Origin of the sequence: Halorarius litoreus (assembly GCF_024362405.1) — an archaeon.
GTDB classification, from domain to species: domain Archaea; phylum Halobacteriota; class Halobacteria; order Halobacteriales; family Haloarculaceae; genus Halorarius; species Halorarius litoreus.
The window spans coordinates 1168966-1191797 of record NZ_CP101454.1; the positions used below are offsets into that span (position 1 = coordinate 1168966).

Annotated in this window: 37 protein-coding genes; 7 read left to right on the forward strand and 30 right to left on the reverse strand. The window is 60.5% G+C overall.

Annotated elements, in window-relative coordinates; genetic code table 11:
• Window positions 1–598: 598 nt before the first annotated feature.
• The 6 genes from NL126_RS05880 to NL126_RS05900 form a co-directional block, all read right to left on the reverse strand.
• Window positions 599–1168: a TATA-box-binding protein gene (locus NL126_RS05880; protein ID WP_255197991.1), complete on the reverse strand. Its 570-nt coding sequence runs from the start codon at window positions 1166–1168 to the stop codon at window positions 599–601.
• A gap of 90 nt (window positions 1169–1258) precedes the next feature.
• Window positions 1259–1396: a hypothetical protein gene (locus NL126_RS05885; protein ID WP_255197992.1), complete on the reverse strand. Its 138-nt coding sequence runs from the start codon at window positions 1394–1396 to the stop codon at window positions 1259–1261.
• A complete protein-coding gene (locus NL126_RS22030) occupies window positions 1393–1494 on the reverse strand; it encodes a zinc ribbon domain-containing protein (protein WP_350355488.1) in 102 nt (33 codons plus the stop codon). The genes NL126_RS05885 and NL126_RS22030 overlap by 4 nt, the downstream gene beginning before the upstream one ends.
• Before the next feature lie 217 nt (window positions 1495–1711).
• Entirely contained in the window at window positions 1712–2758 is a 1047-nt protein-coding gene (locus tag NL126_RS05890; protein WP_255197993.1) for a tyrosine-type recombinase/integrase, read from the reverse strand.
• Window positions 2759–2851: 93 nt separating this feature from the next.
• Entirely contained in the window at window positions 2852–3055 is a 204-nt protein-coding gene (locus tag NL126_RS05895; RefSeq protein WP_255197994.1) for a hypothetical protein, read from the reverse strand.
• Window positions 3048–3362: a hypothetical protein gene (locus NL126_RS05900; RefSeq protein WP_255197995.1), complete on the reverse strand. Its 315-nt coding sequence runs from the start codon at window positions 3360–3362 to the stop codon at window positions 3048–3050. Before NL126_RS05900 ends, NL126_RS05895 begins: the two co-directional genes overlap by 8 nt.
• A gap of 376 nt (window positions 3363–3738) precedes the next feature.
• Between NL126_RS05900 and NL126_RS05905 the strand changes: the two genes are divergently transcribed.
• The 4 genes from NL126_RS05905 (at window position 3739) to NL126_RS05915 (ending at window position 6681) form a co-directional block, all read left to right on the forward strand.
• Entirely contained in the window at window positions 3739–4053 is a 315-nt protein-coding gene (locus tag NL126_RS05905) for a helix-turn-helix domain-containing protein (RefSeq protein ID WP_255197996.1), read from the forward strand.
• Window positions 4050–4334 (forward strand): winged helix-turn-helix domain-containing protein, encoded by a 285-nt coding sequence (locus NL126_RS22170; protein WP_491536955.1) that lies wholly within the window; start codon window positions 4050–4052, stop codon window positions 4332–4334. The genes NL126_RS05905 and NL126_RS22170 overlap by 4 nt, the downstream gene beginning before the upstream one ends.
• Before the next feature lie 113 nt (window positions 4335–4447).
• Window positions 4448–5572, forward strand: a complete 1125-nt coding sequence (locus tag NL126_RS05910; protein ID WP_255197997.1) for a hypothetical protein — start codon at window positions 4448–4450, stop codon at window positions 5570–5572.
• A gap of 2 nt (window positions 5573–5574) precedes the next feature.
• The gene (locus NL126_RS05915; protein ID WP_255197998.1) at window positions 5575–6681 is read left to right on the forward strand and encodes a hypothetical protein; all 1107 of its coding nucleotides are present in this window, start codon (window positions 5575–5577) and stop codon (window positions 6679–6681) included.
• A 158-nt stretch (window positions 6682–6839) separates the two neighbouring features.
• On the opposite strand, the gene NL126_RS05920 is transcribed toward NL126_RS05915, so the two are convergent.
• A complete protein-coding gene (locus NL126_RS05920) occupies window positions 6840–8009 on the reverse strand; it encodes a hypothetical protein (protein ID WP_255197999.1) in 1170 nt (389 codons plus the stop codon).
• 120 nt (window positions 8010–8129) lie between these two features.
• Here NL126_RS05920 and NL126_RS05925 point away from each other — a divergent pair, with 120 nt between their 5' ends.
• Window positions 8130–9341: a DNA cytosine methyltransferase gene (locus tag NL126_RS05925; RefSeq protein ID WP_255198000.1), complete on the forward strand. Its 1212-nt coding sequence runs from the start codon at window positions 8130–8132 to the stop codon at window positions 9339–9341.
• 9 nt (window positions 9342–9350) lie between these two features.
• Here NL126_RS05925 and NL126_RS05930 read toward each other — a convergent pair whose 3' ends face one another.
• The 13 genes from NL126_RS05930 to NL126_RS05990 all read right to left on the reverse strand — a co-directional run bounded on the left by NL126_RS05930 (window position 9351) and on the right by NL126_RS05990 (window position 16501).
• Window positions 9351–9947 carry a site-specific integrase gene (locus NL126_RS05930; RefSeq protein WP_255198001.1) on the reverse strand — a complete coding sequence of 199 codons (597 nt, stop codon included), beginning with the start codon at window positions 9945–9947 and terminating at the stop codon, window positions 9351–9353.
• 242 nt (window positions 9948–10189) lie between these two features.
• Window positions 10190–11116: a sensor histidine kinase gene (locus NL126_RS05935; RefSeq protein WP_255198002.1), complete on the reverse strand. Its 927-nt coding sequence runs from the start codon at window positions 11114–11116 to the stop codon at window positions 10190–10192.
• Between the two features lie 552 nt (window positions 11117–11668).
• Entirely contained in the window at window positions 11669–11803 is a 135-nt protein-coding gene (locus NL126_RS05940) for a hypothetical protein (RefSeq protein WP_255198003.1), read from the reverse strand.
• Window positions 11800–12039 carry a hypothetical protein gene (locus NL126_RS05945; RefSeq protein ID WP_255198004.1) on the reverse strand — a complete coding sequence of 80 codons (240 nt, stop codon included), beginning with the start codon at window positions 12037–12039 and terminating at the stop codon, window positions 11800–11802. Before NL126_RS05945 ends, NL126_RS05940 begins: the two co-directional genes overlap by 4 nt.
• Window positions 12032–12298, reverse strand: a complete 267-nt coding sequence (locus tag NL126_RS05950) for a hypothetical protein (RefSeq protein ID WP_255198005.1) — start codon at window positions 12296–12298, stop codon at window positions 12032–12034. Before NL126_RS05950 ends, NL126_RS05945 begins: the two co-directional genes overlap by 8 nt.
• Complete coding sequence (locus NL126_RS05955) at window positions 12295–12717, reverse strand: hypothetical protein (protein WP_255198006.1); 423 nt, start codon at window positions 12715–12717, stop codon at window positions 12295–12297. The genes NL126_RS05950 and NL126_RS05955 overlap by 4 nt, the downstream gene beginning before the upstream one ends.
• Before the next feature lie 3 nt (window positions 12718–12720).
• A complete protein-coding gene (locus NL126_RS05960) occupies window positions 12721–13212 on the reverse strand; it encodes a hypothetical protein (protein WP_255198007.1) in 492 nt (163 codons plus the stop codon).
• A gap of 7 nt (window positions 13213–13219) precedes the next feature.
• The gene (locus tag NL126_RS05965) at window positions 13220–14179 is read right to left on the reverse strand and encodes a Kelch repeat-containing protein (RefSeq protein ID WP_255198008.1); all 960 of its coding nucleotides are present in this window, start codon (window positions 14177–14179) and stop codon (window positions 13220–13222) included.
• Window position 14180: 1 nt separating this feature from the next.
• On the reverse strand, window positions 14181–14690 hold the full coding sequence (locus NL126_RS05970) for a hypothetical protein (RefSeq protein ID WP_255198009.1): 510 nt from the start codon (window positions 14688–14690) through the stop codon (window positions 14181–14183).
• Window positions 14687–14977, reverse strand: coding sequence for a hypothetical protein (locus NL126_RS05975; RefSeq protein WP_255198010.1), 291 nt, complete (start codon window positions 14975–14977; stop codon window positions 14687–14689). Before NL126_RS05975 ends, NL126_RS05970 begins: the two co-directional genes overlap by 4 nt.
• A 1-nt stretch (window position 14978) precedes the next feature.
• The gene (locus NL126_RS05980; protein WP_255198011.1) at window positions 14979–15719 is read right to left on the reverse strand and encodes a hypothetical protein; all 741 of its coding nucleotides are present in this window, start codon (window positions 15717–15719) and stop codon (window positions 14979–14981) included.
• A gap of 3 nt (window positions 15720–15722) precedes the next feature.
• Window positions 15723–16205, reverse strand: a complete 483-nt coding sequence (locus NL126_RS05985; protein ID WP_255198012.1) for a hypothetical protein — start codon at window positions 16203–16205, stop codon at window positions 15723–15725.
• Window positions 16205–16501 (reverse strand): hypothetical protein, encoded by a 297-nt coding sequence (locus tag NL126_RS05990; RefSeq protein ID WP_255198013.1) that lies wholly within the window; start codon window positions 16499–16501, stop codon window positions 16205–16207. Before NL126_RS05990 ends, NL126_RS05985 begins: the two co-directional genes overlap by 1 nt.
• A gap of 210 nt (window positions 16502–16711) precedes the next feature.
• Between NL126_RS05990 and NL126_RS05995 the strand changes: the two genes are divergently transcribed.
• Window positions 16712–16966 (forward strand): HalOD1 output domain-containing protein, encoded by a 255-nt coding sequence (locus tag NL126_RS05995; RefSeq protein WP_255198014.1) that lies wholly within the window; start codon window positions 16712–16714, stop codon window positions 16964–16966.
• 64 nt (window positions 16967–17030) lie between these two features.
• Here the strand turns inward: NL126_RS05995 and NL126_RS06000 are convergent, their stop codons facing one another.
• Genes NL126_RS06000 through NL126_RS06030 form a run of 7 tightly spaced genes read right to left on the reverse strand, consistent with a single transcriptional unit; the run spans window position 17031 to window position 20869 of the window.
• A complete protein-coding gene (locus tag NL126_RS06000; protein WP_255198015.1) occupies window positions 17031–17180 on the reverse strand; it encodes a hypothetical protein in 150 nt (49 codons plus the stop codon).
• A gap of 4 nt (window positions 17181–17184) precedes the next feature.
• The gene (locus NL126_RS06005; protein WP_255198016.1) at window positions 17185–18000 is read right to left on the reverse strand and encodes an ATP-binding protein; all 816 of its coding nucleotides are present in this window, start codon (window positions 17998–18000) and stop codon (window positions 17185–17187) included.
• The gene (locus NL126_RS06010; protein ID WP_255198017.1) at window positions 17997–18572 is read right to left on the reverse strand and encodes a hypothetical protein; all 576 of its coding nucleotides are present in this window, start codon (window positions 18570–18572) and stop codon (window positions 17997–17999) included. Before NL126_RS06010 ends, NL126_RS06005 begins: the two co-directional genes overlap by 4 nt.
• Window positions 18569–19132 carry a hypothetical protein gene (locus NL126_RS06015; protein ID WP_255198018.1) on the reverse strand — a complete coding sequence of 188 codons (564 nt, stop codon included), beginning with the start codon at window positions 19130–19132 and terminating at the stop codon, window positions 18569–18571. Before NL126_RS06015 ends, NL126_RS06010 begins: the two co-directional genes overlap by 4 nt.
• A complete protein-coding gene (locus NL126_RS06020; RefSeq protein ID WP_255198019.1) occupies window positions 19129–19764 on the reverse strand; it encodes a hypothetical protein in 636 nt (211 codons plus the stop codon). Before NL126_RS06020 ends, NL126_RS06015 begins: the two co-directional genes overlap by 4 nt.
• Complete coding sequence (locus tag NL126_RS06025) at window positions 19761–20624, reverse strand: hypothetical protein (protein ID WP_255198020.1); 864 nt, start codon at window positions 20622–20624, stop codon at window positions 19761–19763. The genes NL126_RS06020 and NL126_RS06025 overlap by 4 nt, the downstream gene beginning before the upstream one ends.
• Complete coding sequence (locus NL126_RS06030; protein WP_255198021.1) at window positions 20621–20869, reverse strand: hypothetical protein; 249 nt, start codon at window positions 20867–20869, stop codon at window positions 20621–20623. The genes NL126_RS06025 and NL126_RS06030 overlap by 4 nt, the downstream gene beginning before the upstream one ends.
• Before the next feature lie 164 nt (window positions 20870–21033).
• On the opposite strand from NL126_RS06030, the gene NL126_RS06035 reads away from it, so the two are divergent.
• Window positions 21034–21264 carry a hypothetical protein gene (locus NL126_RS06035; RefSeq protein ID WP_255198022.1) on the forward strand — a complete coding sequence of 77 codons (231 nt, stop codon included), beginning with the start codon at window positions 21034–21036 and terminating at the stop codon, window positions 21262–21264.
• Window positions 21265–21545: 281 nt separating this feature from the next.
• Here the strand turns inward: NL126_RS06035 and NL126_RS06040 are convergent, their stop codons facing one another.
• The 3 genes from NL126_RS06040 to NL126_RS06050 all read right to left on the reverse strand — a co-directional run bounded on the left by NL126_RS06040 (window position 21546) and on the right by NL126_RS06050 (window position 22744).
• Window positions 21546–21791 carry a HalOD1 output domain-containing protein gene (locus tag NL126_RS06040; protein ID WP_255198023.1) on the reverse strand — a complete coding sequence of 82 codons (246 nt, stop codon included), beginning with the start codon at window positions 21789–21791 and terminating at the stop codon, window positions 21546–21548.
• Between the two features lie 259 nt (window positions 21792–22050).
• The gene (locus tag NL126_RS06045) at window positions 22051–22176 is read right to left on the reverse strand and encodes a hypothetical protein (protein ID WP_255198024.1); all 126 of its coding nucleotides are present in this window, start codon (window positions 22174–22176) and stop codon (window positions 22051–22053) included.
• Complete coding sequence (locus NL126_RS06050; protein WP_255198025.1) at window positions 22169–22744, reverse strand: hypothetical protein; 576 nt, start codon at window positions 22742–22744, stop codon at window positions 22169–22171. The genes NL126_RS06045 and NL126_RS06050 overlap by 8 nt, the downstream gene beginning before the upstream one ends.
• Window positions 22745–22832 lie beyond the last annotated feature (88 nt).

The window sequence follows — 22832 nt, forward strand, 5'->3', positions numbered from 1 at the left end:
AACCAATACAGTTAACGCAGTCGGCCCGGAGAAACTCCCGAAAGAGGTCCGAATTGAGTCCCACCAAACTCATCGTGACTTTTTAACCGAACAGCCAGTTATTTCCAGCTTTTTCCACACGATTTACACGATTTCATACTGTGCGTGCGAGTTACCTTTGAACTACCACAACGCGGGCAAGTTGGATTGAACAGGCCCATATCACTTGCCAACATGTTTTTAGGCAATAAATATATCCCGTTATTTATTTTATATCAAACAGTGAATTTCCATTCTAAGCAAAGTTGGTTGAGATGATGACGTAGTTGGACTGGGCGAGAGAAAGGCGATCGACAGGAACGGTGCGACCTACGTTCCGACACCGAACCCACAGGCACGGAACCGCGCGTGGTGCCAAGCGTATCTGGCGAGGTCTACATCCACGGGCCGACTGGCGCGTTTATCGTTCTGCCAGCGGAAGGAGATTGAGTGTCCCGTAGGAAGGTGTCATCGAACCCTAGAACGCTCGGTATAGCGCTTGAATCGAGCGGATGAGAAATGTCTCGACTGGAGGCCAACTGTCCTAAGCGGCCACCGAAATAGACGAAATCTACCGGAGTTACTCAGACGGGGAGAGCAAGCCGAGTTCAGTTAAGTTCTCAGCGATTACTGTCACCGCTCGTTTCGCGTCGTCCGGTGATTTCCCTCCAGTGATCACGACTTTGCCGCTGCCGAAGAGTAGTGAGACGACCTTCGGGTCGTCAATGCGGTAGACGAGGCCGGGGAACTGTTCGGGTTCGTATTCGATGTTTTCGAGTCCGAACCCGATAGCGATGGCGTTGAGGTTGAGATTGTTGCCCAGATCGGCAGAGGCAACGATGTTCTGGACGATAACCTCAGGGTTGTCGTCGACGTCAACGCCGAGGGAACGGAGATCGTCGAAGACACGCTGGCAGGCAGCGTGGACGTCCTCGACCGATTTCGCGCCAGTACACACGATTTTCCCGGAGCGGAAGATGAGCGTCGCTGCCTTGGGATCTTGGAGGCGGTAGACGACACCGGGGAAGTTCTCGGGGTTGTAATCGGCCCCCTGAAGGTCCTTCGCGACTTGCTCGAGTTCGAGTTCGGTGCCGATACCGGTAGATGCGACGACGTTCTCCAAACGAACGGTCTCGGTAGGATTTACCATTCGGGTAGTAGATAATGGCACGATGCCATACTTAAACGTGGGTATGAGACGACCAACCGAAGAGAAGATTTCGCGAGCGATTGCCTCGCCTCACGGCCCCCCATCTTCGAACGCGACGATGAACGGCCCGGTGGGCTCGACGGGGCCGATCTCGACGGCCGTCTCCCGGGCTCGCTCGGCGCTCCCAGAAGTGTCAACTTGTCCAATGAAGTCCAAGTGGTCCCTCATCGGCCCCACTCACACTCCGGACAGTAGTCTCGCGGGAGTCCTGAACCGTGAACGGTGCCGCGAGTAGTTCTCGCGGCGCAATTCGGGCAATACCGCATCAGAAATCCCCCGAATTTTCAGCTATGAAATTCGCTGTACGGCGTCGACCCGCGCTTGCAGTGCCGTTGCGCTCAGAATTTTGAGCCGATTCTGAGCGGGCAAAATCGCCATACTGCGAAGGTGTGACTACACGCCCGGAATCGCAAGGTAGGAAGGTCCGCCCTCCCCGTGCGCAGGATTCCGGTTGCTTGTCGTCTTGGGTGTCGAATATATGCTTCATGAATCGGGTAGGTGGCTGCGTCGCTGCTCGGCCTTCCGCCGCTCGGAACGCCGGTCGTAGTGCTTGTCGAGGATGTCGTTGCTCGCGTCCATCCGGTCGCTGACGACCGTCCGGTCCGTCTCGTGGAGTCGGTAGTAGGTGAGTCGGCCACTCCGCACGTCGTGTGGCGACCGTGACGACGGGCACGAGCTCATCCGTGCCTGCCGTTGGAACTCGCACGTCTCCGGGTCCTCGTCGTGCGGGCACTCCTCACCATACCAGCAAGGGCGGGTGACGCGGTAGAGCGTCCCCCGAATGGTCGAGCGGGCGATACGCCCGTTCTCGGTCGAGATGAGCGGCTCGCGGCCGTACTCGTCGAGGACGGGGACACGCCGGTCGTCGATGTAGGCACGGAGCACGCGAGCGACGTAGCCGCTCACACTGTTCCATCGCTGGCTCTTCGCCTTGTTCTTGAGCGGCGTCCCGGCGTCGGGTCGGTGGACGAAGTGAACGCCTGGCCCGTCAGCTTGCGGTCGGTCGCCGTCGAGGTCGAGATCGCCCACGTCGAGCGCGCGGAGCGCCCCCATCCGGCATCCAGTGTGCCAGAGTAGCAGGACGATGACGTGGGTCCGGCTGGCGTACTCGTACTCGCCGAGGTAGTCGAGAATCACCTCGGCGCGCTCCGGGTCGAGCGTCGATTCGCTCACGTCGTGACCCGACACGCTCGGGAGCGGGACGCGGTCGAAGAACTCCGTCGGCACGGCGTCGATGTCGCCACAGAACCGGAGGAACGCCCGGAGCGTAGCGAGGTCACCGCGGAGCGTCGACGGGGCGAGCTCGTCGCTGTCCGAGTAGCCACCCTCTCGCCGCCAGATACGGTAGGCGTAGAGGTCGCGCCCATCGAGGTCGTTCAGATTGCCGATGCCCTCCTCCTCGCACCACGTGGCGAACGCGCGGAGTCGGTACAGTTGCCCCTCGCGGGTGTTCTCGGTGGTGTCGTCGCGTCGCGCATCGAGGTAGAGGGTGATGGCCTCCCGCGGCGCGAGCGGCTGCAGGTCACCCATCGACGACCACCTGCTCGCAGGAGGGGCACACGTCGCCGTCGACGTAGCCGACGATGGCCGCGCCGCAGTCACACTGCGCGACGTAGGAGCGTCTCACAGCGACCCCCCCTGCGCGCGCCAACGCGCTTCCTCGAACAGTTCTTCGACGGAGTAGCTCTCGTCGTGGCGCGCGAGGTAGTCCATCATCAGCACGCCAGCGATGACTTCGAGCGCGCGTGCCTGTCGACGGTTCGCGCGGATGGCCTCAGCCTCGCGAACCTCGCGAGAGGCGTGGTCGAGCCGCTTCGTCCTACTCATCGACCTGCACCTCCAGGTAGCCCTCGTCGGAGCAGTAGCACCAGACGACGCGGTAGTCGGTCGCGGTGAGTTCGTCACCGAGCAATCGTGCCGCCTCGGGGTCGTCGTTGTAGTCGGCGTCGATGGTCGCCACGCGCGTCCACCGCTCTCCGACGTCCGTGAGTTCCTCGACGAGCACCGCGTCGTCGGGGTACCGAACGACGACACGATGCTGCGCACCGAGCGCCTTCTTCAGCTGCTCCGCTTCTTCGAGGTTCCCGTTCCGGCCGTCGGTGATCTCCGCGACGCGGACGTAGCCGTCCGTCATGGTCCGCAGAACACCCTGCCGTTGCCTGCGCGGGCGCAGCTGCTGCACACTGGGTTCCTGGTCCGGCCGTCGATGCCGACGGCGGGCGCGTCACAGTACGTGCACGCGGTCGCGTCGTCGGACTTATCGGGAGGCGATACCTCTGTCCGTTCGGGGCTACATGCCCCGTATGGTTCGGTTTGCATGCTTGCTTTCCCGAACCTGCTTTCGGGCCGTGTCTTCAGCACGGCCCGTCTTCACACCGCCAACAGAGTCATCCTCGACCGAGTCGCAGGTTCGCATCGACACCGAGGGCGCGCTATCACATATAGGTTATGTTGCCGATTATAAGGCGATTTGCTGACTACTACGTATTACTCAACGTATGGGTTAGATAATGAGACACCCAGGAACCTGGATGACCATATGGGACGACAGGATATTGGAGCATATCCGCGCGGACGAAGGCGGTAGAGTCGGCGAGCTCACAGATAAAGAGAACATTAGAGTGACAAACACTCACGTATCTCGTCGATGCAAGAAGCTCGCCGAACATGGGTTACTCCGTGATTTAGGGAACGGGGTATACGTCATCACTGACGAGGGAGAGGCTTACCTCGACGGAGAGTACGATGCCGAGTCGGGAGCTTACATGAATGCAGGAGAGCAGGATGAGTCGGCTGACTCAGGGACTGAGAAAACCAACGGATGACCGACCGAAGGCCGGCCAGTTGGATGTGCACCCTCGATGAGCGTATCATTGAGTACGTCGCTGAGGACCCGTTGGCGAGTCCCCGGATCATGGAGTCCGTGATGCAGTTCGATGCGAGTGAGCGTCGAATTCGGGAGCGGTGTCTGATGCTCGCGGACGCTGAGTTGATTGCTCCTCTTTCCCGCGATCTTGAGATGTACGAGGTGACGAGCGAAGGACAGAGGTATTTGCAGGGAAAGTTAGATGCGGAGCATCAGCCGAAGCCGAAGGTGAGAGGATAATATAGTTTGATGAGTCAGCTACTAGGACTCGCCAGTTTCACTACGGGGCTAGAAATTATATCATCCAAGGACGAGGATGATATCAACAAGTAAACAGTCCGTCCAGACAAACGATGTACGAATTGAGTGTCGGTGAAGCGTTATTTGAGTATGAGCAAGAGATCTCTCTACAGACACTCAGACGAGCAATCGATGCTCATGTTAATGAAGATGCTCGTCAAACCGCTCGGTTCAAGTCGGTGATTTGCCCTGAGGACGCGGCAGATGTGTTGCAAACTACTGCCTCATTTCTAAATGAAACCTCCGTCGAGATCACCGATCATGGAGACCACTATGGTGTTGAAATCAGTCGGACAATCAGAAGGTCGGACATCTCTGGGGGACAGAGGACGATTGAAGGAAGTTTTGCGCTGATAGATAACAGCTCACCAGATGTCTGGACAGCAGTCACCGGCGCTGGTCCCGATTTCTATGAACGTGGCGTGTTATGGCTATTCAAACAAGCTGAGCCAAATATCTCAGAATTTTTTGTTAACTCATCTGACCTAGAACTCATCTTAGATAACGTGAAAGCCTCTCTGCCGACCGAACCAGAAATTCGAGTGAATAAGGCGGTGGCCTACACGAGGAAAGACGAGGGGACGATCTCGTTCGAGACAAATCCTTACAAAGAGGTATTCCGAGTTAGTGAAACGAATGACAAGTATGTCGACAAAATTGACTTTGATGTCGTAGGAGACAATGACGCGCTATTTTCGGGATTCATTAGCCGAGATGGACAACTAAAGTTTGAGTCGGGGACTGTTGGATTATTCTTTGAACACCTTCTTGTAGAATATGCTAGGGTTGGACAAGACAAAGCGGACATATTCGGTAATCGTGAGCGTTCACAGGAGACGGGAGATGTTGACCAAATCCAGATTAGATTCAATTCAGATGTATTTCGAAACCCTGACGACCACGATGATTTGATAGAGGCTCTTGGCGGTTTAACACGTTCTAGCCTTACTGTCTATCATCAGAATCCATATGCCCACCTATCAGTATTGGATTACGTTGATGGGTCGAGTTGCGATGTTCTGGTGACTGAGCCAGATACCGTATCGCTTGTTCCCAGCTATAGGGGCTCTATGAATTCCTTGATGCGGATCTCGGAGCAAATATCAAAAGAGTTCGATGAGGGAATGGTCACAGAGCTAGGCCAGCCTGATTACGGCCCCTCAGATTTCTTTAATTAATTATGTCGCAGGAGTGCCACCAGCATTATCGAAACAAATTCCATGTCTATGACCAGGCCGTAGACGTGATCTCCTGCTGGGAGAGCCTCCTTCGCTATTCGTATGCAGAACTTTTTGATGAGTTCTATTTTGAAAGGTTCCCCTCTATCCCACGAGATGATGACGATAAAGACGATTTAACCCCAGATTTTACTGCCTACTTCAATGAGGACTACGGAATTATCGGCGAGGTTAAAAGGACATTTCCGAACGACGATGTCGCGTTCAATTCAACTATCAGTCAGATCGCCGGCTATGATGCAACACTTCCACTAAAAACGGCCAGCGGAGGAAGGGATGTACCAGAGACATGTGACATCCTGCTCGTCATTTCAGGTTCATCAGCACCGCAAATTGGAACACGTCTCCGTAAGAAATTGGTTGAAGAGAATTTGTTTCGGTTTGACGCCAATCTCGTACTAGTCAGATATCAGTATAATACAGATGCGACGCTCTCTCGTTACGAGTTCCAGCGAGTAACCCAGCTTGAGGATGAATTTAGAGATGAACCGCTACCGGACGATATCTCTTTGAGTAACAACCTTGGCGAAGAAGGAGACTACGATACTGTCCCCGTTTTCCCCAAACATTTCGCTCCTCTAAAAGTTCAAAAACCGCTGTGTAACGACCAACCACCAGAACCCTACCTTGCCACGATTCTATGGCACAAAGTCTTCCCAGAGTATCTGAGTCTAGATGAATACCGCCAGTGGAGAAATGGGACTGCTCAAAAAACAATGGAATTCACCGATAGCCCACAGGGAATTTGCGACCACCTGAATGATTATATGAAGGAAGGAACCGCACGACGAAGATGGGTTCGGGACACGCTCCAATTTCTTGAGGAAGCTAATTTAGCCGACTTTGAGTCGGGAGACTACACGATCGGCTTTAGAGATCTAGTCAGAGAAGTCGGTGAGGGAAATATGCAAGAAGGCACTCAAATGCTCCAACGCACTAAGGAGCTGGCGTATATGTTTATCGACAGATATTGTGAATATAGCGATTCATTTGGAGGAAGTGATGAAGAGGAGATAGACTCACAGTCATCCCTAGAGGAATATTTCTGAACTTTCTAATTTTGCAGATATTCAGTACGGTTCCGAGTAGTCACATCACAAACCGACAATCATCAACGCCCACAGAATCTACATACTACACCCTGAGAAACTAGCCACCCGACGACCACGATTACGGACCAATACTTCCATCATAGCACCGAGGAGCCTCAAACCGACTCGTCGTCCTCGGACACCAGATGCACCAGTGAACTGTTCTCTGAATCAACCTCGCGGACGAATCGTAAGAGCCGCTGCACAGCCTCTGGGTTCTCCTCGATGTTGGCAAAGAAGTGAATCATCCCCTGGAGTGCCCGATTCTGCTTGTGGTAGTCCCAGGTCCGCAGTTCCGTTGCGAGGTGGTCATCGTCGATCGCCTCCACATCCGAGCTGTCGAGTACGTCCCTCGCGTCGTCGGAGATCTCTCGGCAGATTGCAATTGAGATCGCAGTCGTGTTCTCCCCGACCCCCATCATCGTCCCGAGCTGGTCGCTGACATTCGATCGGTCAATGTCAAGGTCTTTGACCTCCACCGAAATCATCAGGTCTGGCCCGTAGTAGCCGTCGATATCTCCGTACCGTTGCTGTCGTGATGATCCGGTTCGGACCTTGCTCGCGCGTAGAGAGAGATGCGGCCACTTCGCCTTCACGTAGCCGTAGCAGAGCGCCTGGTACGCGGAACCGCCTTCCTCGAACGGAGCGCTCCGCTTGTAGTCCTGAAGTACCCGCGAGAAGACATCGGGGAACGGCGGCTCACGACGCAGATAGTCCTTCGCGGCTAAACGGTCGAGACCGAGATCGAAGAGACGCTGTGCCGCCTCGTATCGACCGGCACGAGACAGACGGAAGGCGTACTCCAGCATGTCGTCGTAGCGCTCCCACTCGCCGGTGTGGTGCCCAGGCGAACTCGGGAAGTTCGTCCTGTTCAGGTCTTCACGGAAGATTTCGATCACGCCGTTGTGTACCGACCGAATGCTGTACCGGGTATCGCCGTGCTTCAGGGTGAGGGAGGTTTTCGCGGTGTTCTCGTACCGATTGAAGATGTCGTCGCGAGTGATGTCTGGGTTGAATCCCTGTAGCCAATCATCCGCCTGGGAAATCTGCTCTGCGACCATCAGAAAGTCGATTGCAACGCCCAGCGTTCCCTTAGAGCGGCTGAAGTGGTGATCGACTCGGTCAACGAGGGCTTCAATTTCCTCCTCTTCCTCGTCGGAGATATCTCCATCGTCAGCACCATAGCCAGGAAGGGTTGACTGCCGGTCGAGGAACGTAGCGGGGAAATACTTGTTCAGGAACGACTGGATGGCTTCGTCCTCGTGTTCAGATCGAGAGTCCGGCAAGAGTCCACCTCACAATTTAGTCCGCTAGAAAAGGGTACTCTACAAAAATGACTAGCCTCTACGGGTCCACTTTCTCTCCGAGCCGAATCCTTAAACCAGAATAGGAGGAAAGGAACTCCAATGGCAGATTCCGGGTTGACGTACGTCGATCTCTTTGCAGGCGCAGGTGGGCTGTCTATCGGGCTCGAACGGGCAGGGTTCGAACTGCTCCACGCTGTCGAAGTAGACGACTACGCGCGTTCGACCTTCGCTCGGAACAGAGCCGACCTGGAAAGCGAGCATCTCTCCGAAGACATCCGAGAGGTGAACGTAGAGGAGATTCCGAATCTGGTCGGTGCAGAGACGGTCGATCTCGTCGCCGGTGGTCCACCGTGTCAGGGATTCTCCGAGGTGATCAGCCCTGACGGGTCGGACGACCGCAATCACCTGTTCGAGAACTTCATCGACTGGGTAAATGCACTCCAGCCGAAGGCCGCTCTGTTCGAGAACGTCCGTGGGATGCAGAATACGGCTGATGGGAAGTTCCTGGAAGCCGTTCGGAAGTCGTTCGGCAACATGGGGTACACCGTCCGGAGCCGCGTCGTGACCTCCTCCGACTTCGGGGTCCCGCAGCACCGTCGACGTCTCGTCGTTCTAGCAACCAAGAAGGAGCGGCTGGATTTCCCGCTGGATGGGTTCGACCTGGAGCCGGTCCAGGAGCCTGGCGTCATGGACGGAATCGGTGACCTTCCCGAAGTTGGCCCTGGAGAAACCGTCACGGAGTACGATGCAGAGCCCCAGACCGTACTCCAGCGAGATCTCCGTGGTGATTGTGACGAACTCACCTCGCACCAGGCAGCGAACCATCAGTCTGACATGGTCGAGATGATTTCGCATATCTCGGACGGAGGTAACCGAACCGAGATCCCCGACGAGCTGCAACCGTCCTCCGGGTACCACAACTCGTACTCCCGCCTCCAGTCGGACGCGCCGGCCGTGGCGATTACCTCGAACATGTCCAAGCCGTCCAGCGCTCGGTGCATCCACCCCTTCCAGGACCGTGGGCTCACTCCGCGTGAGGGAGCCCGGCTGCAAACCTTCCCAGACTCCTACCGATTCGATGGAACCCTCGGAGCTGTTCGGAAGCAGATCGGCAACGCGGTTCCACCCTATCTCGCAGAGGCATTCGGCTACTATCTGCTCCAAACGGTCTACGACCGTGAGCTGACGAGCGAGCAAAAGGACCGTATCTACACGCTCCGGTGTGGATCACTCACCCCAGAAGAGTTCGAGCAGCAGCGAGCCGAGATAGGGGGCCACGCACAACAGGCCACTCTCGATATGGCGGACTAATACCGCGGATCAGACGCGCATCGCCTTCCCGATTCGTCCCTCCGTAGGCTCTGCGAGATACGGCTCGATAGCCGAGTAGTCACTCCAACCCCCGATCGCCATCATCGTTCGCACGTCGACCTGCCGCTCGACGAGATGGTACGTCGCCCACGAGCGCCGCAGGTCGTGGCTCGACACGGACTGCCACCGCTCTGGGCGTGTGGCCGTCTCAGCGACTTCTGCCGCCGCTTCCTTCACCCACCGCCGCACGCTCGACTTCGAGGCCTGAACCCACTGGTCACCAGTCTCGCGTCCACGTTCGCGTGAGAACCGTCGGACGTTCGCCTCGACGTCCTCCGGCATCCAGGCGTCGCGGATCCTCGGCTCGCCACCTCGGGTGTTCTTCCCCCGAACCTCGACGAACCAGCACTCACCTTTCTCGCTCCAGTGCAACTCGGCATCGCCGGGGTAGTTCACCTCGTCGGCGCGGAACCCACACCGCCCCATCAATTGCACGGCGATCTCTCGCTGCCAGTCAGCGCAAGCAGCTGCCTCTTCGAGTTGCTTCAGTTCGTCACGGTCCAGCCAGCACTTCGTCACACCGCCCGAGTCGTCGACGCGAACCATACACGGGTTTGCAGGGCAACCCGTCTAGTTCTTTCGCTCGTCGTGGTCGGTTCGAGCGGAAGCTGGGGGGTATTCGGGCAGTAGTAGACGAGTTATGGAAAAAGTCGGCCACGTCCTTCTACAACTCGTCTACCTTCTTCTCCCAGTCACGAATTCTGAAATGGTGCCTATCGTCGGCCGACGGTCCGGCAGAGCCTCGATAGGAGGGGACCTGTTATTTGTTCATATTACCGAAGGCCTGATTACGTGGCAAGCGAGGTCCCTGGGGTTACAGCTGGCAGTTTGAGTGTGACTGCTGTGCCGCCATCGTTCTGGTTCACAACATCGATGCTACCGTTCGAATACTGGACTGTGAGATGTACGAGCCACAGCCCAATGCCCTGTGAGTGTTCAGTGGGGGTCTCTGAGTTGCGAACGAGAACGCGTTGCTCCAGCGGTGGGATCCCCGGCCCATTATCCTCCAGGGTACAGATAACTGTGCTTCCTTGTTGCCGAATCGAGATCCACACCTGCGGATTGCTGCTTGCGTTGTGCTCGATGGCGTTGTCGATGAGTTCTTCGAGAACGTCCCCGATGTGGTAGTGCGCTCTGATGAGTGCCTCCTCTGGAGCGTCGAGCGTGATCGTCGCCTCAGGATGCACCGAGCCAGCATTCGTGACCTTCGCGTTGGCGATATCGGCGAGGTCCGTAATCAGGAGATCGTCGTCGGTTGGGTTGGTGAAATCGCGGAGATACCGGCTTTTTCGACTGAGTTCCATTAATCGCTCGTTCTGCTGTCGAATCGTCTCCAGACAGGAATCATTGTTACCGTTCTCTGCTTCCGCGAGCAGCTGAACGTTCCCGGCGATGATATTGCACGTGTTCCGGAGATTGTGGCGTAGAATCCGATGGAGGAGCCCGGCCTGTTGGAGCGCTAACTTGAGGCGGCGGTTCCGTTCAGTCAGCCGGTGCAGGGAGAAGTACACCAACCCGAAGATGACGGTCGAGGAGAGAACGATGAACCCGATGCCTTTGTATGTTTGCAGCTGGGTGATTTGTTCCGAAGTGGTGGCAATTCCTTGCACGAGCGCATCGGAATAGAGGATCCATAGCGAACTCCCGATCGCATACACGCTCCCGATTAGGAACGCCGATTTGGTTGGTGAGTCTTCACTCCAGAACTTCATCATGCTCGTATGTCACGCCAGTAGTATTTAATTGCTGACGGGCACGTCGAAAAACTGAATAGCGGAATCTCCTGAGTTCTGTGCTAACTATCGTACTCGCCTGAGGTGTGTCTGGCTCGATCAGATATCCTTCTCCAGAGCGTATCTGCTACTTGGGTTATCGTATTTATCCCCGTAATAATCCTATAGGTAAAACAATCAATTTTATTAGTCTGTTCTACTGGTCGGTTGTATGGGGCAGGCCGTATGAGCGAGGATGCGCGTAGTACAACGGATACGGAGCCGACGACGAACGAGCAGCAGATTCTCATGGAATGCGAGTGTGGCAAAGAGCTTTCGACTACTGAGAACGACTCGCGATTGAGCTGCGAGTGCGGCGTGGTCTATATGATAACCGTTACTCAACTCCGCTGACCGACGAGACGTGAAAATCCGTAATAGACACTCGCCAACAATCTAAGAGTTACCACGTCGACGGCCGAAGCCGCTTCGCAAAGCTGTCGCCTCGGAGAACGAGGGCGCAGTCGATGACACCCACCTCGGCACCGGCGCTCATCAGGGAGCCTCTCGCTGCTCGCGAACGCCGAGCTTCTTGCGCGCCACCTGGAGCCCGAGGTTCGCGATGGCCGACCCAGGGAGCACCGCGAGCAGGACGACCGCGAGGACCTCCTCGACGCCGTAGCACGTCATCGCTGCCCTCCGTCCTTCGGCACCGTCCGAAGGGCCTCGACGAGCGCGAACAGCGCCAGCGCCGACGCCACCGGGATGAGCAGCGCCTCGACGTTCGCCTCGCCGAACTCGTTGATCGCGACCGTCACGCTCCCGCCGTTCGCGTACGCGGCCATGAACACGGCGCCGAATAGCGCGATGAACGCGCAGGCGCAGAACACGCCGGCGATGACTGCCGCCGTCCGGAGTCTACTCATCACGCCCTCCGTCAGTCCGTGTCGCCAGCGCTCGAGCGTTGGCTCGCGACCGCCGCTCGTTCTCCCGTGCTCGGTCGTCGACCACCTGGACCGCGCCGATGAGTCCGTCGTCGCTGTCGACGACGTCCTCGCCGGTGAGCAGCCGGTGGTTCCGGAGCGTCATCGCGAACGCGCCGCAGGCGGCGCTCGACCCGGCCACGATGACCGCGACCAGGAGCCCAGCCACGAGCGGGTGCGCGAGCAGCTCCAGCAGGCTCATGCGCCAGAGCCACCTCCGACCGAGACGCTCCCCTCAGTCGCCGAGGCGAACGCCAGCAGCACCAGCAGGACGACCACCGCCTCCTGATTGTTCAGTACCCAGCGAAGCCACGCCGGCGTGTAGTCCTCCGGGGCCGGCACGTCTGGAGTGTGGTCGTTCCAGTAGTCCTCGATGCCGTCCGCTGCTTCGTCAGTCGCGCCGCCACCCTGCTGGTTGTCGAACTGCCCCGACCACGCGCTCCCATACTGCCAGCCCGTCCCAGGGTCCGGTGGCGTCCCGCCCCACGTTGAGGCGCCGGTCCAGAAGCCGAGACTGGCCGCGTCCCACGCATCGAAGCCGTCGCCGGCCCATGCGTCCGTCAGGTCGCTCTCCGGCTCATCTCGCCCGCTGCCGCCGCCGTCACCGATAGTGTTCGCCATCGGCTACCACCCCGGGTCTTGGTTCGCGTAGCGGTCGAACGCGCTTTTCAGGTCGCCCGACAGCTCCGAGTCGGCAGCGCGCTCGGTCAGGTCGTCGTTCTCCTGCTCCGGCGCGTCACCCCAGTTCTGCGAGTCGCCAGCATCCGCGATGACGCCATCCTCCGGCGCCGTGCTCCCGTCCTGCACGTCCGGCGCGTACTGCGTCGGGTCCACCGGCTCGTTCCCGACCGTCTCCAGCGCGTCGTTCGCCTCCTCGAACGAAGCGTTTCGGTCGTCGCCCGGCTCGTCGTCCGTGCTCCCCGTCTCCGGGTCGTCGTACACGATGCCGTCCACGAGCCCGATTTCGCCGTCCTCCGTGATGGCGTCGAACCCGAACGGGTTGCCTCCGTCGTCGTCGTTGCCGCTCTGTCCACCAGTCGATGCGGCCGAGCCGCCGCGCGTCAGCAGGTAGAGCCCGCCGAGCGCCGCGCCAGCCGCGAATGTCTTGCGTTCCATGAGTCTGTTAGGGTTCCGGGCCGATTTGGACCGAGTAGAGCGCCCTCGGGGCGATGCCCCCACCGGCTACCCACGCCCGGTTTCTCGTGTCGTCGTAGCTGATTGACATAGCGCCTTTCTCCGGGCCGTTCCCGAGTAACACGCCCACCGTCGTCCCGTTTCCAGACGAACGGTCGTACAGTCGAACGGCGCCGGCGTGCTGGTCGTTGTCGCCTGCGTCTCCGCCGGCCAGCATCATCAGCGAGCCGTTCGAGCACGCAGTCACGTCGAAGGACATGGACCCCCACGGCAGAGTGCCGATGCCGTCGTTCCAAATGTCTGAACCGGGGTCGTACACGTCCGTAACTCCGTCCGGAAATCGGGGAACGTCGAGCTTACCGTTTTCAGCAATTAACTCGCCCGAGCCCCACAGGCGGCCGGGCTTCCCCGAAACCGGGTGCGCCGACTTGGTGGTCCAACTGTCGCCGGAAGGGTCATACTCAAAGGTCTGGTCGTTGCTCGACCCGCCACCCATGACGTAGAGTTTGCCGGACACCCACCCGCAGAACGCGGCGTTGATTCTGCCCGGCGCGGTAGCCAGCGAAGTGAGCGTTTCCGTCGACGGGTCGATGCGGTACAGCGAGGAGGTGTGTGCGTACCCTCCCAGAACGTAGATGGAACCGTTGTGCGCCGTCATGTTCGCCCCGTCCATGTCGTCGCCCGCGATGGTGTTGAACGGCCCAAGTATCGTCTCCGTCCGCGTCGACTGGTCCCACTCGATTAGTTCCCCCGTATTCGACCGCTCGGAGGGAGTCGCGGCGAACGACGAGAGCAGGTACACCTTCCCGTCGAGCACGCACATCGGCGGATTCCCCGACCCGAACGTGAGGGTCGTGGCCTTCTCGATGCTGCCGTTTCGCTGCCCCGGGTCGCCGGGCTTCCGGTGGTCGGGTACGTCGGCCTGCTGACTGCCGAGTCGTCGGACCATCTCAGCCCCACACCTCCACCTTCGCCGTGACTTGGGACGACGCATCCTCCTCCACGCGCATCCAGATGTTGCCCGTCTCGACCGGCGTGCCCGTGATGGGGAAATCCTCCTTCTCGTAGTAGATGACCTCGCTCGGTTCTTCGAGCCCGTCCGGGTCCTCCGGCTGCTCGCGAGTGTACCCCACGAGCACCCGTTCGCCGTCCGCGAGGTCGCCCACGTCGGGGATGCGGATGTCCACCTCCTTGCTCACGAACCCGGGTTGGTAGTGCTGCCAGCCCTCGTTGGGCCGCAGAATGTCGATACACTCGGCGTAGACGCCGCCCACCTCGTCCGGGTTGCGGCCGTCCTGGCCGACCGTCGGGTTGGTCCCCTCGCGGTTCGCCTGCTGCTCGATGACGAGCGCCGCGAGCAGCGCGTCCGTCTCGTTGTGGAACAGCCCCGAGTAGAGCCCCGGATACTGCCCGAGCACGTCGTCCACGCGCTCGCTGGTGCCCACGTCGTTCAGGTTCACCGGAACCACCCCGCGGTTTCGAGCGCCAGCGTGACGAGCAGCAGCCCGAGCACCACGTCCTCGTAGGTCAGCACGAGGCTGTGGCCGTCCGCGCTCTCGATGACGATGCGTGGTGAGCCGGTCGGCGCCGCCGATCCAGACACATCCCCGGGGGGGTGCGTACTCGAGGCGCCGCCGGTCGCGTCGGTCGTGGTCGGGAGCCACGGGTCGGCGTGAGCCACCGGCTGCCCGGTGGTCGTGACCGCCGAAGAAGTGGCGCCCGACTGTTGGATAGTCGGGACTATCATGCTACCCCTCGATGCCGATGGCCGACCGCTTCACCGCGTCCTCCAGTCCCGGCACGCCCTGCTCGTACTGGACGATGGGGAGCGAGACGACCGCGTTCGTCGCTACGTCGCCGTTCGTGGTGCCGAGGTTGTCGTCGTCCCACCGAACCGGCGCCGGCGCGTCGACGTAGACGTTCAGCCGCCAGTTCGCCGGCACGACGCCCTCCAGGGCGTCCGTGAACTCGAACGTGACCGGCTCCTTGTTCTGGTCCCGGTCGGCGAGCGCCGACGTGGTGTCCTGCGTCAGCGTCTCGCTGATGCTCGCCTGCGCCTTCGGCGCCACCTTCTCGATGGTGACGGAGCCGGGGTCGCGGGCGACGTAGAAGGCGTGAAGCACCTCGTTGTTGCCGCCGTCGTCGTAGTCGAACGAGTTGCCCGCGTAGTCGATGCTGTCCGGCTGCACGCGGCTCCCGTCCGCGTAGAGAACGAGGTTCTGCGTGTTTTTCGTCTCCACGAGGTTGTACGAGAGGTTGTGCGTCTCCACGTTGTCCGTCCCGTCGGCCGTGAACTCCTCGGCGGTGACGAACGAGATGCGCGCCGCGGCGTCCTCGCGGACCTCGAACGGCACACCGCGGGCCTGGTAGGAGGCCACCATCGTCCGCTCGTTGGCCGTCCCGTCGGTGAGCGAGAACTGGCCTTTGCCGAGCGTCTGCCGCTTCCCGGGCGTGTTGTTGAGCGCCCGGACTGCTGCGTTACCCTGCATGGGTTACTCCTCGTGGGGGACCGTCCGGGTGGCCTTGCCGTCCATGTAGAACTCGGAGTTCGCCCAGTCGACCTGTGCCGACGACGTGACGATGACCGAGAGCACGTCGAAGTACCGGACGTTGATGACTGCGCCCTCCAGTTCGACCTTCACGGCGTCGACGTTCTCCTCGTTCCGCTGGTCGCCGAGCGCGATGGCGTTCCACGGCGCGATGTTCTCCAGTTTCTCGGACACCGCGAGGGTCTTGGAGCGACTCGGCACGTCCACCTCCAGAATCACCTCGGTGTCGTTCGGCAGCGGGTTGTCCCCGGAGTCGCGAAGGTCCATGTAGATGGGAACACCCTCCTCGTCGCCCTTCGCGACCTTGTTCTTGATCTGGAGCCGGGTGCCGTCCTCCGGCTGGTAGTCGAGGACGGTGGTCGGCTGGCCGGTGACGTTCTGCTGCTGAGTCGCGTACTCAGACAGGTGGGTGACTTCGCCCGCCATCAGTTACCTCCCGCCGCGTTCTGGAGGCGCTGGCGGACCTGGAAGCGGTGGGCGAGCTGGTCGATGGTGTAGACCATCCCCCCGATCTGGATGGCTCGCTTGGAGCCACCGGCCCACATCTCTGCGCCGACGATATGCGCGGCGCCGTACAGTTCGTTCGGGATGTCCATGCCGACCATCGACTCGACTGTTGGTCCGTACAGGCTCGGGGCCGCGTAGGATGCAAGCACGATCCCCGCGTCCATCGCGAGTCCCGTGTCTGCGAGCGGTTCGAAGTTCTCTGTAATCGAATCCATCTGCGTGTGCCACGTAGCAGGTCGCTATCCATCAAGCAGCAACGAAGAACCGAAGCACGTCGCTGTGGATGTCTGCGAAGATCTGTGTCCCACTATCGTCGGCAGGACGCGAATCCTCAGAGTCGACGTGGTCGATACAGAGAGGATAGTGCTCATGAACTCGCCTGAATCCTCGTTTAGTTGGCAATAATCATTTTGTGTAGTGATGAAATGGTTACAGGCAAGATGGGCAGCGTCTCAGGAGCCGTGATTTCGGCGGTCGCACGAAAAAAGGGCGTTACAGAGCAGTCGCTTACACTCCCACTGCACGAGGCCATAGACCCCGATGCTTTGGACGCACTGTTTGACACCGAGACCAGCAATCGCGACTCGTTCCCAACCGTGAAGTTCCGGTACAACGGGTACAACGTGGTCGTCAACGCACCCGAGGATGTCGAGGTGCAAGAGTCGACGAACGACCAATGACCACAATGCCTCACGCATCTAGCAGAAGCGAGAATCGTTGACAGAGTCGTGGACTAGACGGCGCTCAGACCTGAGACGGGTCGAACTGGTCCATCATCAGCCGTAGCAGTTCTGAGTTCGAGGGTTCCACACCGTTGCGTCGCTCCGCCACCTGCTCACGGTACCAGGCGAAGCGGTCGGCGTCGTCGCTGTAAAGGCTGGCCTGCTCGCGCATCGTCTCACCCAACCCGGATGTCCTTGCCAGCGGCCCCGACATGCTCGCACGCCGGGTCATACTGACTGCTGTGCTTCCGGTCGAGCGCGCCCGAGTCATCCGAATAAATCCACTCCGAGGCCGTCACCCGACGGTTCCCTGCTTCGTCCACGTCCTCCCACTTGCGGACGGCGAGGGGCTCACCGTCATCGGTATGTAGCGCTTCGGGAAGGCCCGGAACGCGACCGGTGTTCGTCTTGTGGACGTCGGTTGGGTAGTTGACGACGTCGGCGAGTTTCCCCATGTCCGTCCCCGAGTTGAAGCCGCCAGCGAATCGCGCCGTCGAGTTCCCGATGACCTGCTCGTCGAGCGCTGCCGGACGCTGCGACACCCACATCGCGGAGACCTTCGAGCCGCGGCCGGTGGTCGCGACGCGCTCGATCTCGTCAGGGTAGCCGACCCGTTGGGGTGCGACGAAGTGGGCCTCGTCGATGACGATGAGGAGCGAGCCGTCGGTCGAGCGCGCACCAGTGATAGCGTCGGCGCACATCTCGCGCCAGTCCTCGTTCGTGATTGCTTCCTGGTGGCGCGCGAGGTCGAGGACTGGGTTCTCCTCCAGCAGCGCCGCGTAGTGCGCTGGCCCCCACTCGTCGCGTTCTTTCGGACCGGCAATCCAGTGGTTCGCTGGAGCCGGGCCGTGTTCGTTCGAGCAGAGCCCGCGGTACTCGTCGCAGTAATCGAGGACGAGTACGCGGTCGTAGACATCGAGGTTCAGCTCGATGAGCACCTGCGTGATCCACGACTTGCCGAACCCCGAGCCAGCGAGGACGTTCAGATTCACTGGTCGCTGGCCTCCAGCGCGGCCGTGGCGTCGACCACGGCCTCCGTCATGTCCTGATGTGGGCCGGCCGCCGCGCGTTCGAGAACCTCCGCCGCGCGCCACTCGACCACGGTCTCTTCGAACTCGTCGAGCGTGAGTCCGAACTGGTCCTCGACGTGGTGGCCGGCGAGGTCTCGGTCGGTGAGGTCGTCGGGTACCTCGAACTTCTCTCGGTACACACCCGCCCACGTCGCGATGCGGTCCTCCCACTCGTCCGACTCCATGCCAGCGTACTCGCGTGCCTGTGCGGCGTTGTCGAGTGCGTCCGGGGCCTGCCACTCGACCCAGTAGTCCCACGGGTCGCCCGCGATGCGGGCCTCGATGAGTGCGACCAGCTCGTCGACTCGCTCTTCGTGGTCGGGAAGGTCCGGCACGTCGGCGTCGACGTCGAGCGCCTCCAGGTGTGCGGCGAGTGCCGACCGCCGGTTCCGTTCGAGCGTCGCCTGCGCGTGGACGAGCCCGAGAATCTGCTCGTTGTTCGCCACGTCGATCTGCTGGGCCAGTCGGTCGGCCAGCCCACCACCACCGATCATGCGACACCCCCGGCAAGTGGAGTCCCCCCAGCGACATCCGCGAGGAGGTCCTCGGCCACGTCCGTCTCTTTGACGAGCACAGCCACAGCGAGCAGGGCAGTTCCGAGGAGCACCGCGTACTCGGGAGGGAGTTCGCTCGCACCGGCCCCGCCCATCTCCGCGACCAGCCGGTCGACCTGCGTCGAGATGTCGACGAGCCCGGACTGTGCGAGGTCGACTACCACGTCGGTCGAGATGTCCGCGTCCTCGCCGTACACGTCAGCCACGACCACGAGGAGCGTGGCGACACTCTCAACGTAGAGGTCGCCCCACGAGAGGCTCACGTCCTCCAACTCGACCGGTGTGTGCTCGCTGCCGTTCTCGTCGCTCTCCTCGGCGTCACCACCACCTTCCCTGGCCTCGGCTTCGCTGTCGTTCACCTCAGCCTCGATCTCCTCGGCAACGTCACCGACCGCATCGGGATCGAACGAGGCTCGTTCGTCTTCGTCGAGTGCTGGCCGGTCGTCTCCGTCGTCGGTCGTGCGCTTCTCCTGGTCGGTCGTGTCTTCGTCCTCGGTCATCGTTCGATGGTGCTGAACTCGGCGTCGTTCGTCTCCGACTGGTCGGCGTCCTCGAGTTCCTCGGTCGCGCTGGGCTCCGGCTGGTCGTCACGGTCACCGCGGAACAGCAGGAGTAGCAGTCCGAGGAGGGGAGCCGCGAGGGTCACGAGCCGGCGTCGGCCCCCCTTCGAACCCCCTTCAGAAGGGGTCGCGCCCCGCTCTTCGTCTGGGTCGTCGCTGTCGCCGCCGTCTTTCGATTCCACCCCCTCAGAGGGGAGGTCGTCGCCCTCACTCCACTGCTCGGCGTACTCGTCGCGACCACTACTGGCGTCGCTCACCCCTTCTGTACCCCCCTCCGAAGAGGTCTCTGAAGGGGTCGACGCCCCTTCGTCAATCAGGTCGTCGCTGTCGGCGTCGTCCGGCGGTTTACCCCCTTCCGTAGCCCCTTCCGAAGGAGCCTGGTCCGCGGTCGGAGCACTGCTACCCGCATCGGTGGCCCCATACGCAGCCGGATACCACCCCTCCCAGGCCCGCTGATTGCGGGCTCGCTGGTGTTCTTCATCGGTCGATGCCGCAACGTGCGATCGGAGTCCCTCGGGGGTTTCACCCTCGTAGTCGCACCCCTCGATGCCACAGCTGAAGCTCTCGGTCATACTGGATTCTCAGGTTGGCCGTGTCGTGGGCCAGCGTGGTTGGTGGCGAGGTCCGCGAGACGCTCGTGGTGCCCACGGAGCGCCTCGAACTCGTCGGTCGCCTCACCGTCGAGATCGCTCTCGATGGCGCGGATCGCCGCGGCCGCGCGCTCGACCTGGGCGAGTTCCTCTTCGAGGTCGTCGAGGATGCTCGGGAGCCGGCGAACGCCGACCTTGTACCCCTGCCACGCCCGACTGAGTGCACCCTTCGTCGCACCGTCGAGGTCGTCGTAGCTAGTCGCTCCCTCCTCCCCGCCGAGCAGCGTCTCGACATCGCTGTCGTCGAGTCCACACTCCTCGCGAAGGAACTCGCAGGCGTCGGGGTCGCCGTGTTCGCAGTGGTCGCGGGCGTGGTTGCACTCACTACCCGCCTGCGCCTGGAGGTCGGCAGCCCGCTGTTCGTCTGAGCGTTCAGCGTCCATCCGAGCGCCGGACTCGTCGCGAGCCGCCCGGTCCATCACCTCGCGATGCTCGTCGACAGTGAGTTCCGGGTCGTAGTAGGAGTTCCAGTCATCGACGCCCGCGTCACGAGCGATGCCCTTCACGCTCCGCGCGTGGGGGACGCTTGCCCGTCCGACCGAGAAGTCGATACGGTCGCGCTCGCCGTCGGTGAGCGATGCCTGTCCACCGCCGCCCTGTCGGTCGGCGCGGGAGGCTGCGGCGCGTGTACGGAGCTGTTGGAGCGTTTCGTCGTCGGTGTCGGACACCAGTGCGACGGTCTTTCGTCGCCGGTCGTCATCGACCGAACACAGCAATTCGTCGTACTCCTCGCGAACGTCGTTCGCCTCGCTCCGCGTCCCGAACTCGATTTCGTGACTCACGGGGTAGCTTCCTCCGCGATTTCAGGCGCGACCACCACGAGCGCCCGCGTCCCGGGAGCGAACGAGCCATCGGTCGCGGCTTCACGCGCGAGGTCCTCGTCGAGTCCCTCGTACACATCCACGTCGTGGGTGAGCCAGCAGTCCGGTGGCTCGACCCGTGAGAACAGTCGGAACAGCACGAGTTCCTCGGCGCGGTTCTCCGGTTGGAAGGCGATGAGGTCGCCCGGCGTACTACTCGCGAACATTTCGACGGTCCTCCGGTTCAGCATCTTCGTCCGACATACGGGTCGGACACAGCCGCCGTCGTGCCTAGAGTTACTGCTCGCCGGGAAGCCGACAGGGGATGTGACCGGCGAGTGAACCTACCGGCGAGCCGACCACTTATCATGAAGGCAGCCCGCCTTCCGGTATGTCCCAGGCGGAGGCCAGGCAGCGCGCGCTCGACGCGGTGGGCGCGTTCGAAGATGATGACGTAGTTGGACTGGGCGAGCGAAAGGCGATCGATAGGAACGGTGCAACCTACGTTCCGGTGCCGAATCCACAGGCACGGAACCGCGGCGTGGTGCCAGGCGTATCTGTCGAGGTCTACATCCACGCGCCAACTGGTGCGTTCATCGTTCTACCCGCAGAACAGGATTGAGAGACTTCCACGACGAAACGAATCCTCGAACCCTACAACGTCCGATACAGATGAGAGAGTGGCCACAACGTAGTGCGTCCTCTCTGCACTCTGCCATTTACCGCGTGCTGAATATAGAGGCTAGATTCAGCAACAGCAGGTGGTGTGCTACTCGTTCTTAGTTTCGATAGAACTCCTGAGTGAGATCAGCACTAGGTGCCGGTTGGTTACGTTATCTGGGCGGACGGTTGGTTACGTTATCTGGGCGGACTCCCAGGTATTGCGTGTGTGCGGCGGCTCGATTAGGCGGTTTCTTCTGCGGGTTGAATCTCCACCTCGTTGGGACGATTGACGACGACGTTGTGTCCCCGGTACACGAACGAAACGGTCGGTTGTGGCGATTCCGCGGGTGAATTCGCATACAGGGCCTCCAACGCATCGGTGTCAACCGCCTCGAATAGCGGTGGGTCGAGAGCCGTTTCCTCAACACCCTCGTGACTGGCTACGGCGCTCAATATTTCCCAAAAAACGTTGAATTCGGATGCCATGTTAGGGAATCACCTTGACTCTCTGCGGTGCGAATATACACGCACAGTAATATAAGTACCTATTCGTGATAAAATACGGCCATCAGTTCCCACTCTGTGAACGTCTAACTCGTTCTCGAACGAACCGATTTGGTCATTAACAACCCCCTCCCCGTGACCGACTCGCGCTCTGTATGCAGCACGACCTCAACAAGCCATCAAAATATTTTAACTTTAACAGGGCCGAAAATGGGTCTTCTCGCCTGTTCCAACGGCAGGTCTAGAGCCGGTCGGTGAACTCACCCAGATGTGTCTGGAGGAGATCGTGGCGAGCGATTGCCTCGCGACGTGGCTTCGGTGCGAGCCGGTCGAACTGATCTCTGACCGCTACGCGGTACTCAGTCATCTGCTACTGTCTCCTTCGACGGCGACTGCCACAGACTCCGACTCTGTGAGCGTTCCTCGCGACGCTGCTCGACGTTCTCCTCGTTCCAGACCCACTCGTCCGGTATCGCCTCCGGCGGCTTCAGTCGCCAACGAGAGGTGATGTGCGACCCGTCCCAGTTCGCGCTCGTGTGCTTGTACGCGAAGCCAAGCGACTGGAGTCGCCTGAGCATCTGTTCGACCGCTTCGGTGTTCGGACTCACCGGGACATCGGTGTCGTTGTTGACTGCCTGCGCGACAGAACTCAGCATCGCAGGCTCGATCTTCAGCTTCCGGTCGGCAGCATCGAGCCCGGCGCGGTAGACTGCTCTCAGAACTGGATCGCCTGGGACGTGCTCGTCCGATTGCTCGGCCGGCCCGCCGTCAGTCGCGACCGTTCCCTCGGCAGCCTCACGAATCAGCCCACGAAGCGCATCCGACCGGTTGCCCCAGTCGTCGCGCTCCTCGACGAGCTGGTCGAGCGCGCGGCGCGTCTGTGGGTACATCCGCGCTTTCACCTGCTTCGCGCCCTCGTCGTACTCGTCAGACACGGCGATCACCTCCGAACCGTGTCACACTCAACCCGGCGTGACACGCCACGCGGGAGGCTTGCCCTCCCGCGTTTTTCGCCGGCGTGTC

Bases quoted from the DNA above. Each gene is read 5' to 3' on its own strand.
- NL126_RS05895 (WP_255197994.1), bottom strand. From the start codon at position 3,055: ATGAGTAGGACGAAGCGGCTCGACCACGCCTCTCGCGAGGTTCGCGAG.
- NL126_RS05905 (WP_255197996.1), top strand. From the start codon at position 3,739: ATGAGACACCCAGGAACCTGGATGACCATATGGGACGACAGGATATTG.
- NL126_RS05910 (WP_255197997.1), top strand. From the start codon at position 4,448: ATGTACGAATTGAGTGTCGGTGAAGCGTTATTTGAGTATGAGCAAGAG.
- NL126_RS22170 (WP_491536955.1), top strand. From the start codon at position 4,050: ATGACCGACCGAAGGCCGGCCAGTTGGATGTGCACCCTCGATGAGCGT.
- NL126_RS05965 (WP_255198008.1), bottom strand. From the start codon at position 14,179: ATGGTCCGACGACTCGGCAGTCAGCAGGCCGACGTACCCGACCACCGG.
- NL126_RS05930 (WP_255198001.1), bottom strand. From the start codon at position 9,947: ATGGTTCGCGTCGACGACTCGGGCGGTGTGACGAAGTGCTGGCTGGAC.
- NL126_RS05885 (WP_255197992.1), bottom strand. From the start codon at position 1,396: ATGAGGGACCACTTGGACTTCATTGGACAAGTTGACACTTCTGGGAGC.
- NL126_RS05985 (WP_255198012.1), bottom strand. From the start codon at position 16,205: ATGGCGGGCGAAGTCACCCACCTGTCTGAGTACGCGACTCAGCAGCAG.
- NL126_RS22030 (WP_350355488.1), bottom strand. From the start codon at position 1,494: ATGCGGTATTGCCCGAATTGCGCCGCGAGAACTACTCGCGGCACCGTT.
- NL126_RS05900 (WP_255197995.1), bottom strand. From the start codon at position 3,362: ATGACGGACGGCTACGTCCGCGTCGCGGAGATCACCGACGGCCGGAAC.
- NL126_RS05890 (WP_255197993.1), bottom strand. From the start codon at position 2,758: ATGGGTGACCTGCAGCCGCTCGCGCCGCGGGAGGCCATCACCCTCTAC.
- NL126_RS05955 (WP_255198006.1), bottom strand. From the start codon at position 12,717: ATGGCGAACACTATCGGTGACGGCGGCGGCAGCGGGCGAGATGAGCCG.
- NL126_RS05980 (WP_255198011.1), bottom strand. From the start codon at position 15,719: ATGCAGGGTAACGCAGCAGTCCGGGCGCTCAACAACACGCCCGGGAAG.
- NL126_RS05925 (WP_255198000.1), top strand. From the start codon at position 8,130: ATGGCAGATTCCGGGTTGACGTACGTCGATCTCTTTGCAGGCGCAGGT.
- NL126_RS05995 (WP_255198014.1), top strand. From the start codon at position 16,712: ATGGTTACAGGCAAGATGGGCAGCGTCTCAGGAGCCGTGATTTCGGCG.
- NL126_RS06030 (WP_255198021.1), bottom strand. From the start codon at position 20,869: ATGTTCGCGAGTAGTACGCCGGGCGACCTCATCGCCTTCCAACCGGAG.
- NL126_RS05950 (WP_255198005.1), bottom strand. From the start codon at position 12,298: ATGAGCCTGCTGGAGCTGCTCGCGCACCCGCTCGTGGCTGGGCTCCTG.
- NL126_RS06000 (WP_255198015.1), bottom strand. From the start codon at position 17,180: ATGCGCGAGCAGGCCAGCCTTTACAGCGACGACGCCGACCGCTTCGCC.
- NL126_RS05960 (WP_255198007.1), bottom strand. From the start codon at position 13,212: ATGGAACGCAAGACATTCGCGGCTGGCGCGGCGCTCGGCGGGCTCTAC.
- NL126_RS05915 (WP_255197998.1), top strand. From the start codon at position 5,575: ATGTCGCAGGAGTGCCACCAGCATTATCGAAACAAATTCCATGTCTAT.
- NL126_RS06020 (WP_255198019.1), bottom strand. From the start codon at position 19,764: ATGACCGAGAGCTTCAGCTGTGGCATCGAGGGGTGCGACTACGAGGGT.
- NL126_RS06045 (WP_255198024.1), bottom strand. From the start codon at position 22,176: ATGACTGAGTACCGCGTAGCGGTCAGAGATCAGTTCGACCGGCTCGCA.
- NL126_RS06010 (WP_255198017.1), bottom strand. From the start codon at position 18,572: ATGATCGGTGGTGGTGGGCTGGCCGACCGACTGGCCCAGCAGATCGAC.
- NL126_RS05935 (WP_255198002.1), bottom strand. From the start codon at position 11,116: ATGATGAAGTTCTGGAGTGAAGACTCACCAACCAAATCGGCGTTCCTA.
- NL126_RS05975 (WP_255198010.1), bottom strand. From the start codon at position 14,977: ATGATAGTCCCGACTATCCAACAGTCGGGCGCCACTTCTTCGGCGGTC.
- NL126_RS05940 (WP_255198003.1), bottom strand. From the start codon at position 11,803: ATGACGTGCTACGGCGTCGAGGAGGTCCTCGCGGTCGTCCTGCTCGCG.
- NL126_RS06040 (WP_255198023.1), bottom strand. From the start codon at position 21,791: ATGGCATCCGAATTCAACGTTTTTTGGGAAATATTGAGCGCCGTAGCC.
- NL126_RS06035 (WP_255198022.1), top strand. From the start codon at position 21,034: ATGTCCCAGGCGGAGGCCAGGCAGCGCGCGCTCGACGCGGTGGGCGCG.
- NL126_RS05990 (WP_255198013.1), bottom strand. From the start codon at position 16,501: ATGGATTCGATTACAGAGAACTTCGAACCGCTCGCAGACACGGGACTC.
- NL126_RS06015 (WP_255198018.1), bottom strand. From the start codon at position 19,132: ATGACCGAGGACGAAGACACGACCGACCAGGAGAAGCGCACGACCGAC.
- NL126_RS05880 (WP_255197991.1), bottom strand. From the start codon at position 1,168: ATGGTAAATCCTACCGAGACCGTTCGTTTGGAGAACGTCGTCGCATCT.
- NL126_RS05945 (WP_255198004.1), bottom strand. From the start codon at position 12,039: ATGAGTAGACTCCGGACGGCGGCAGTCATCGCCGGCGTGTTCTGCGCC.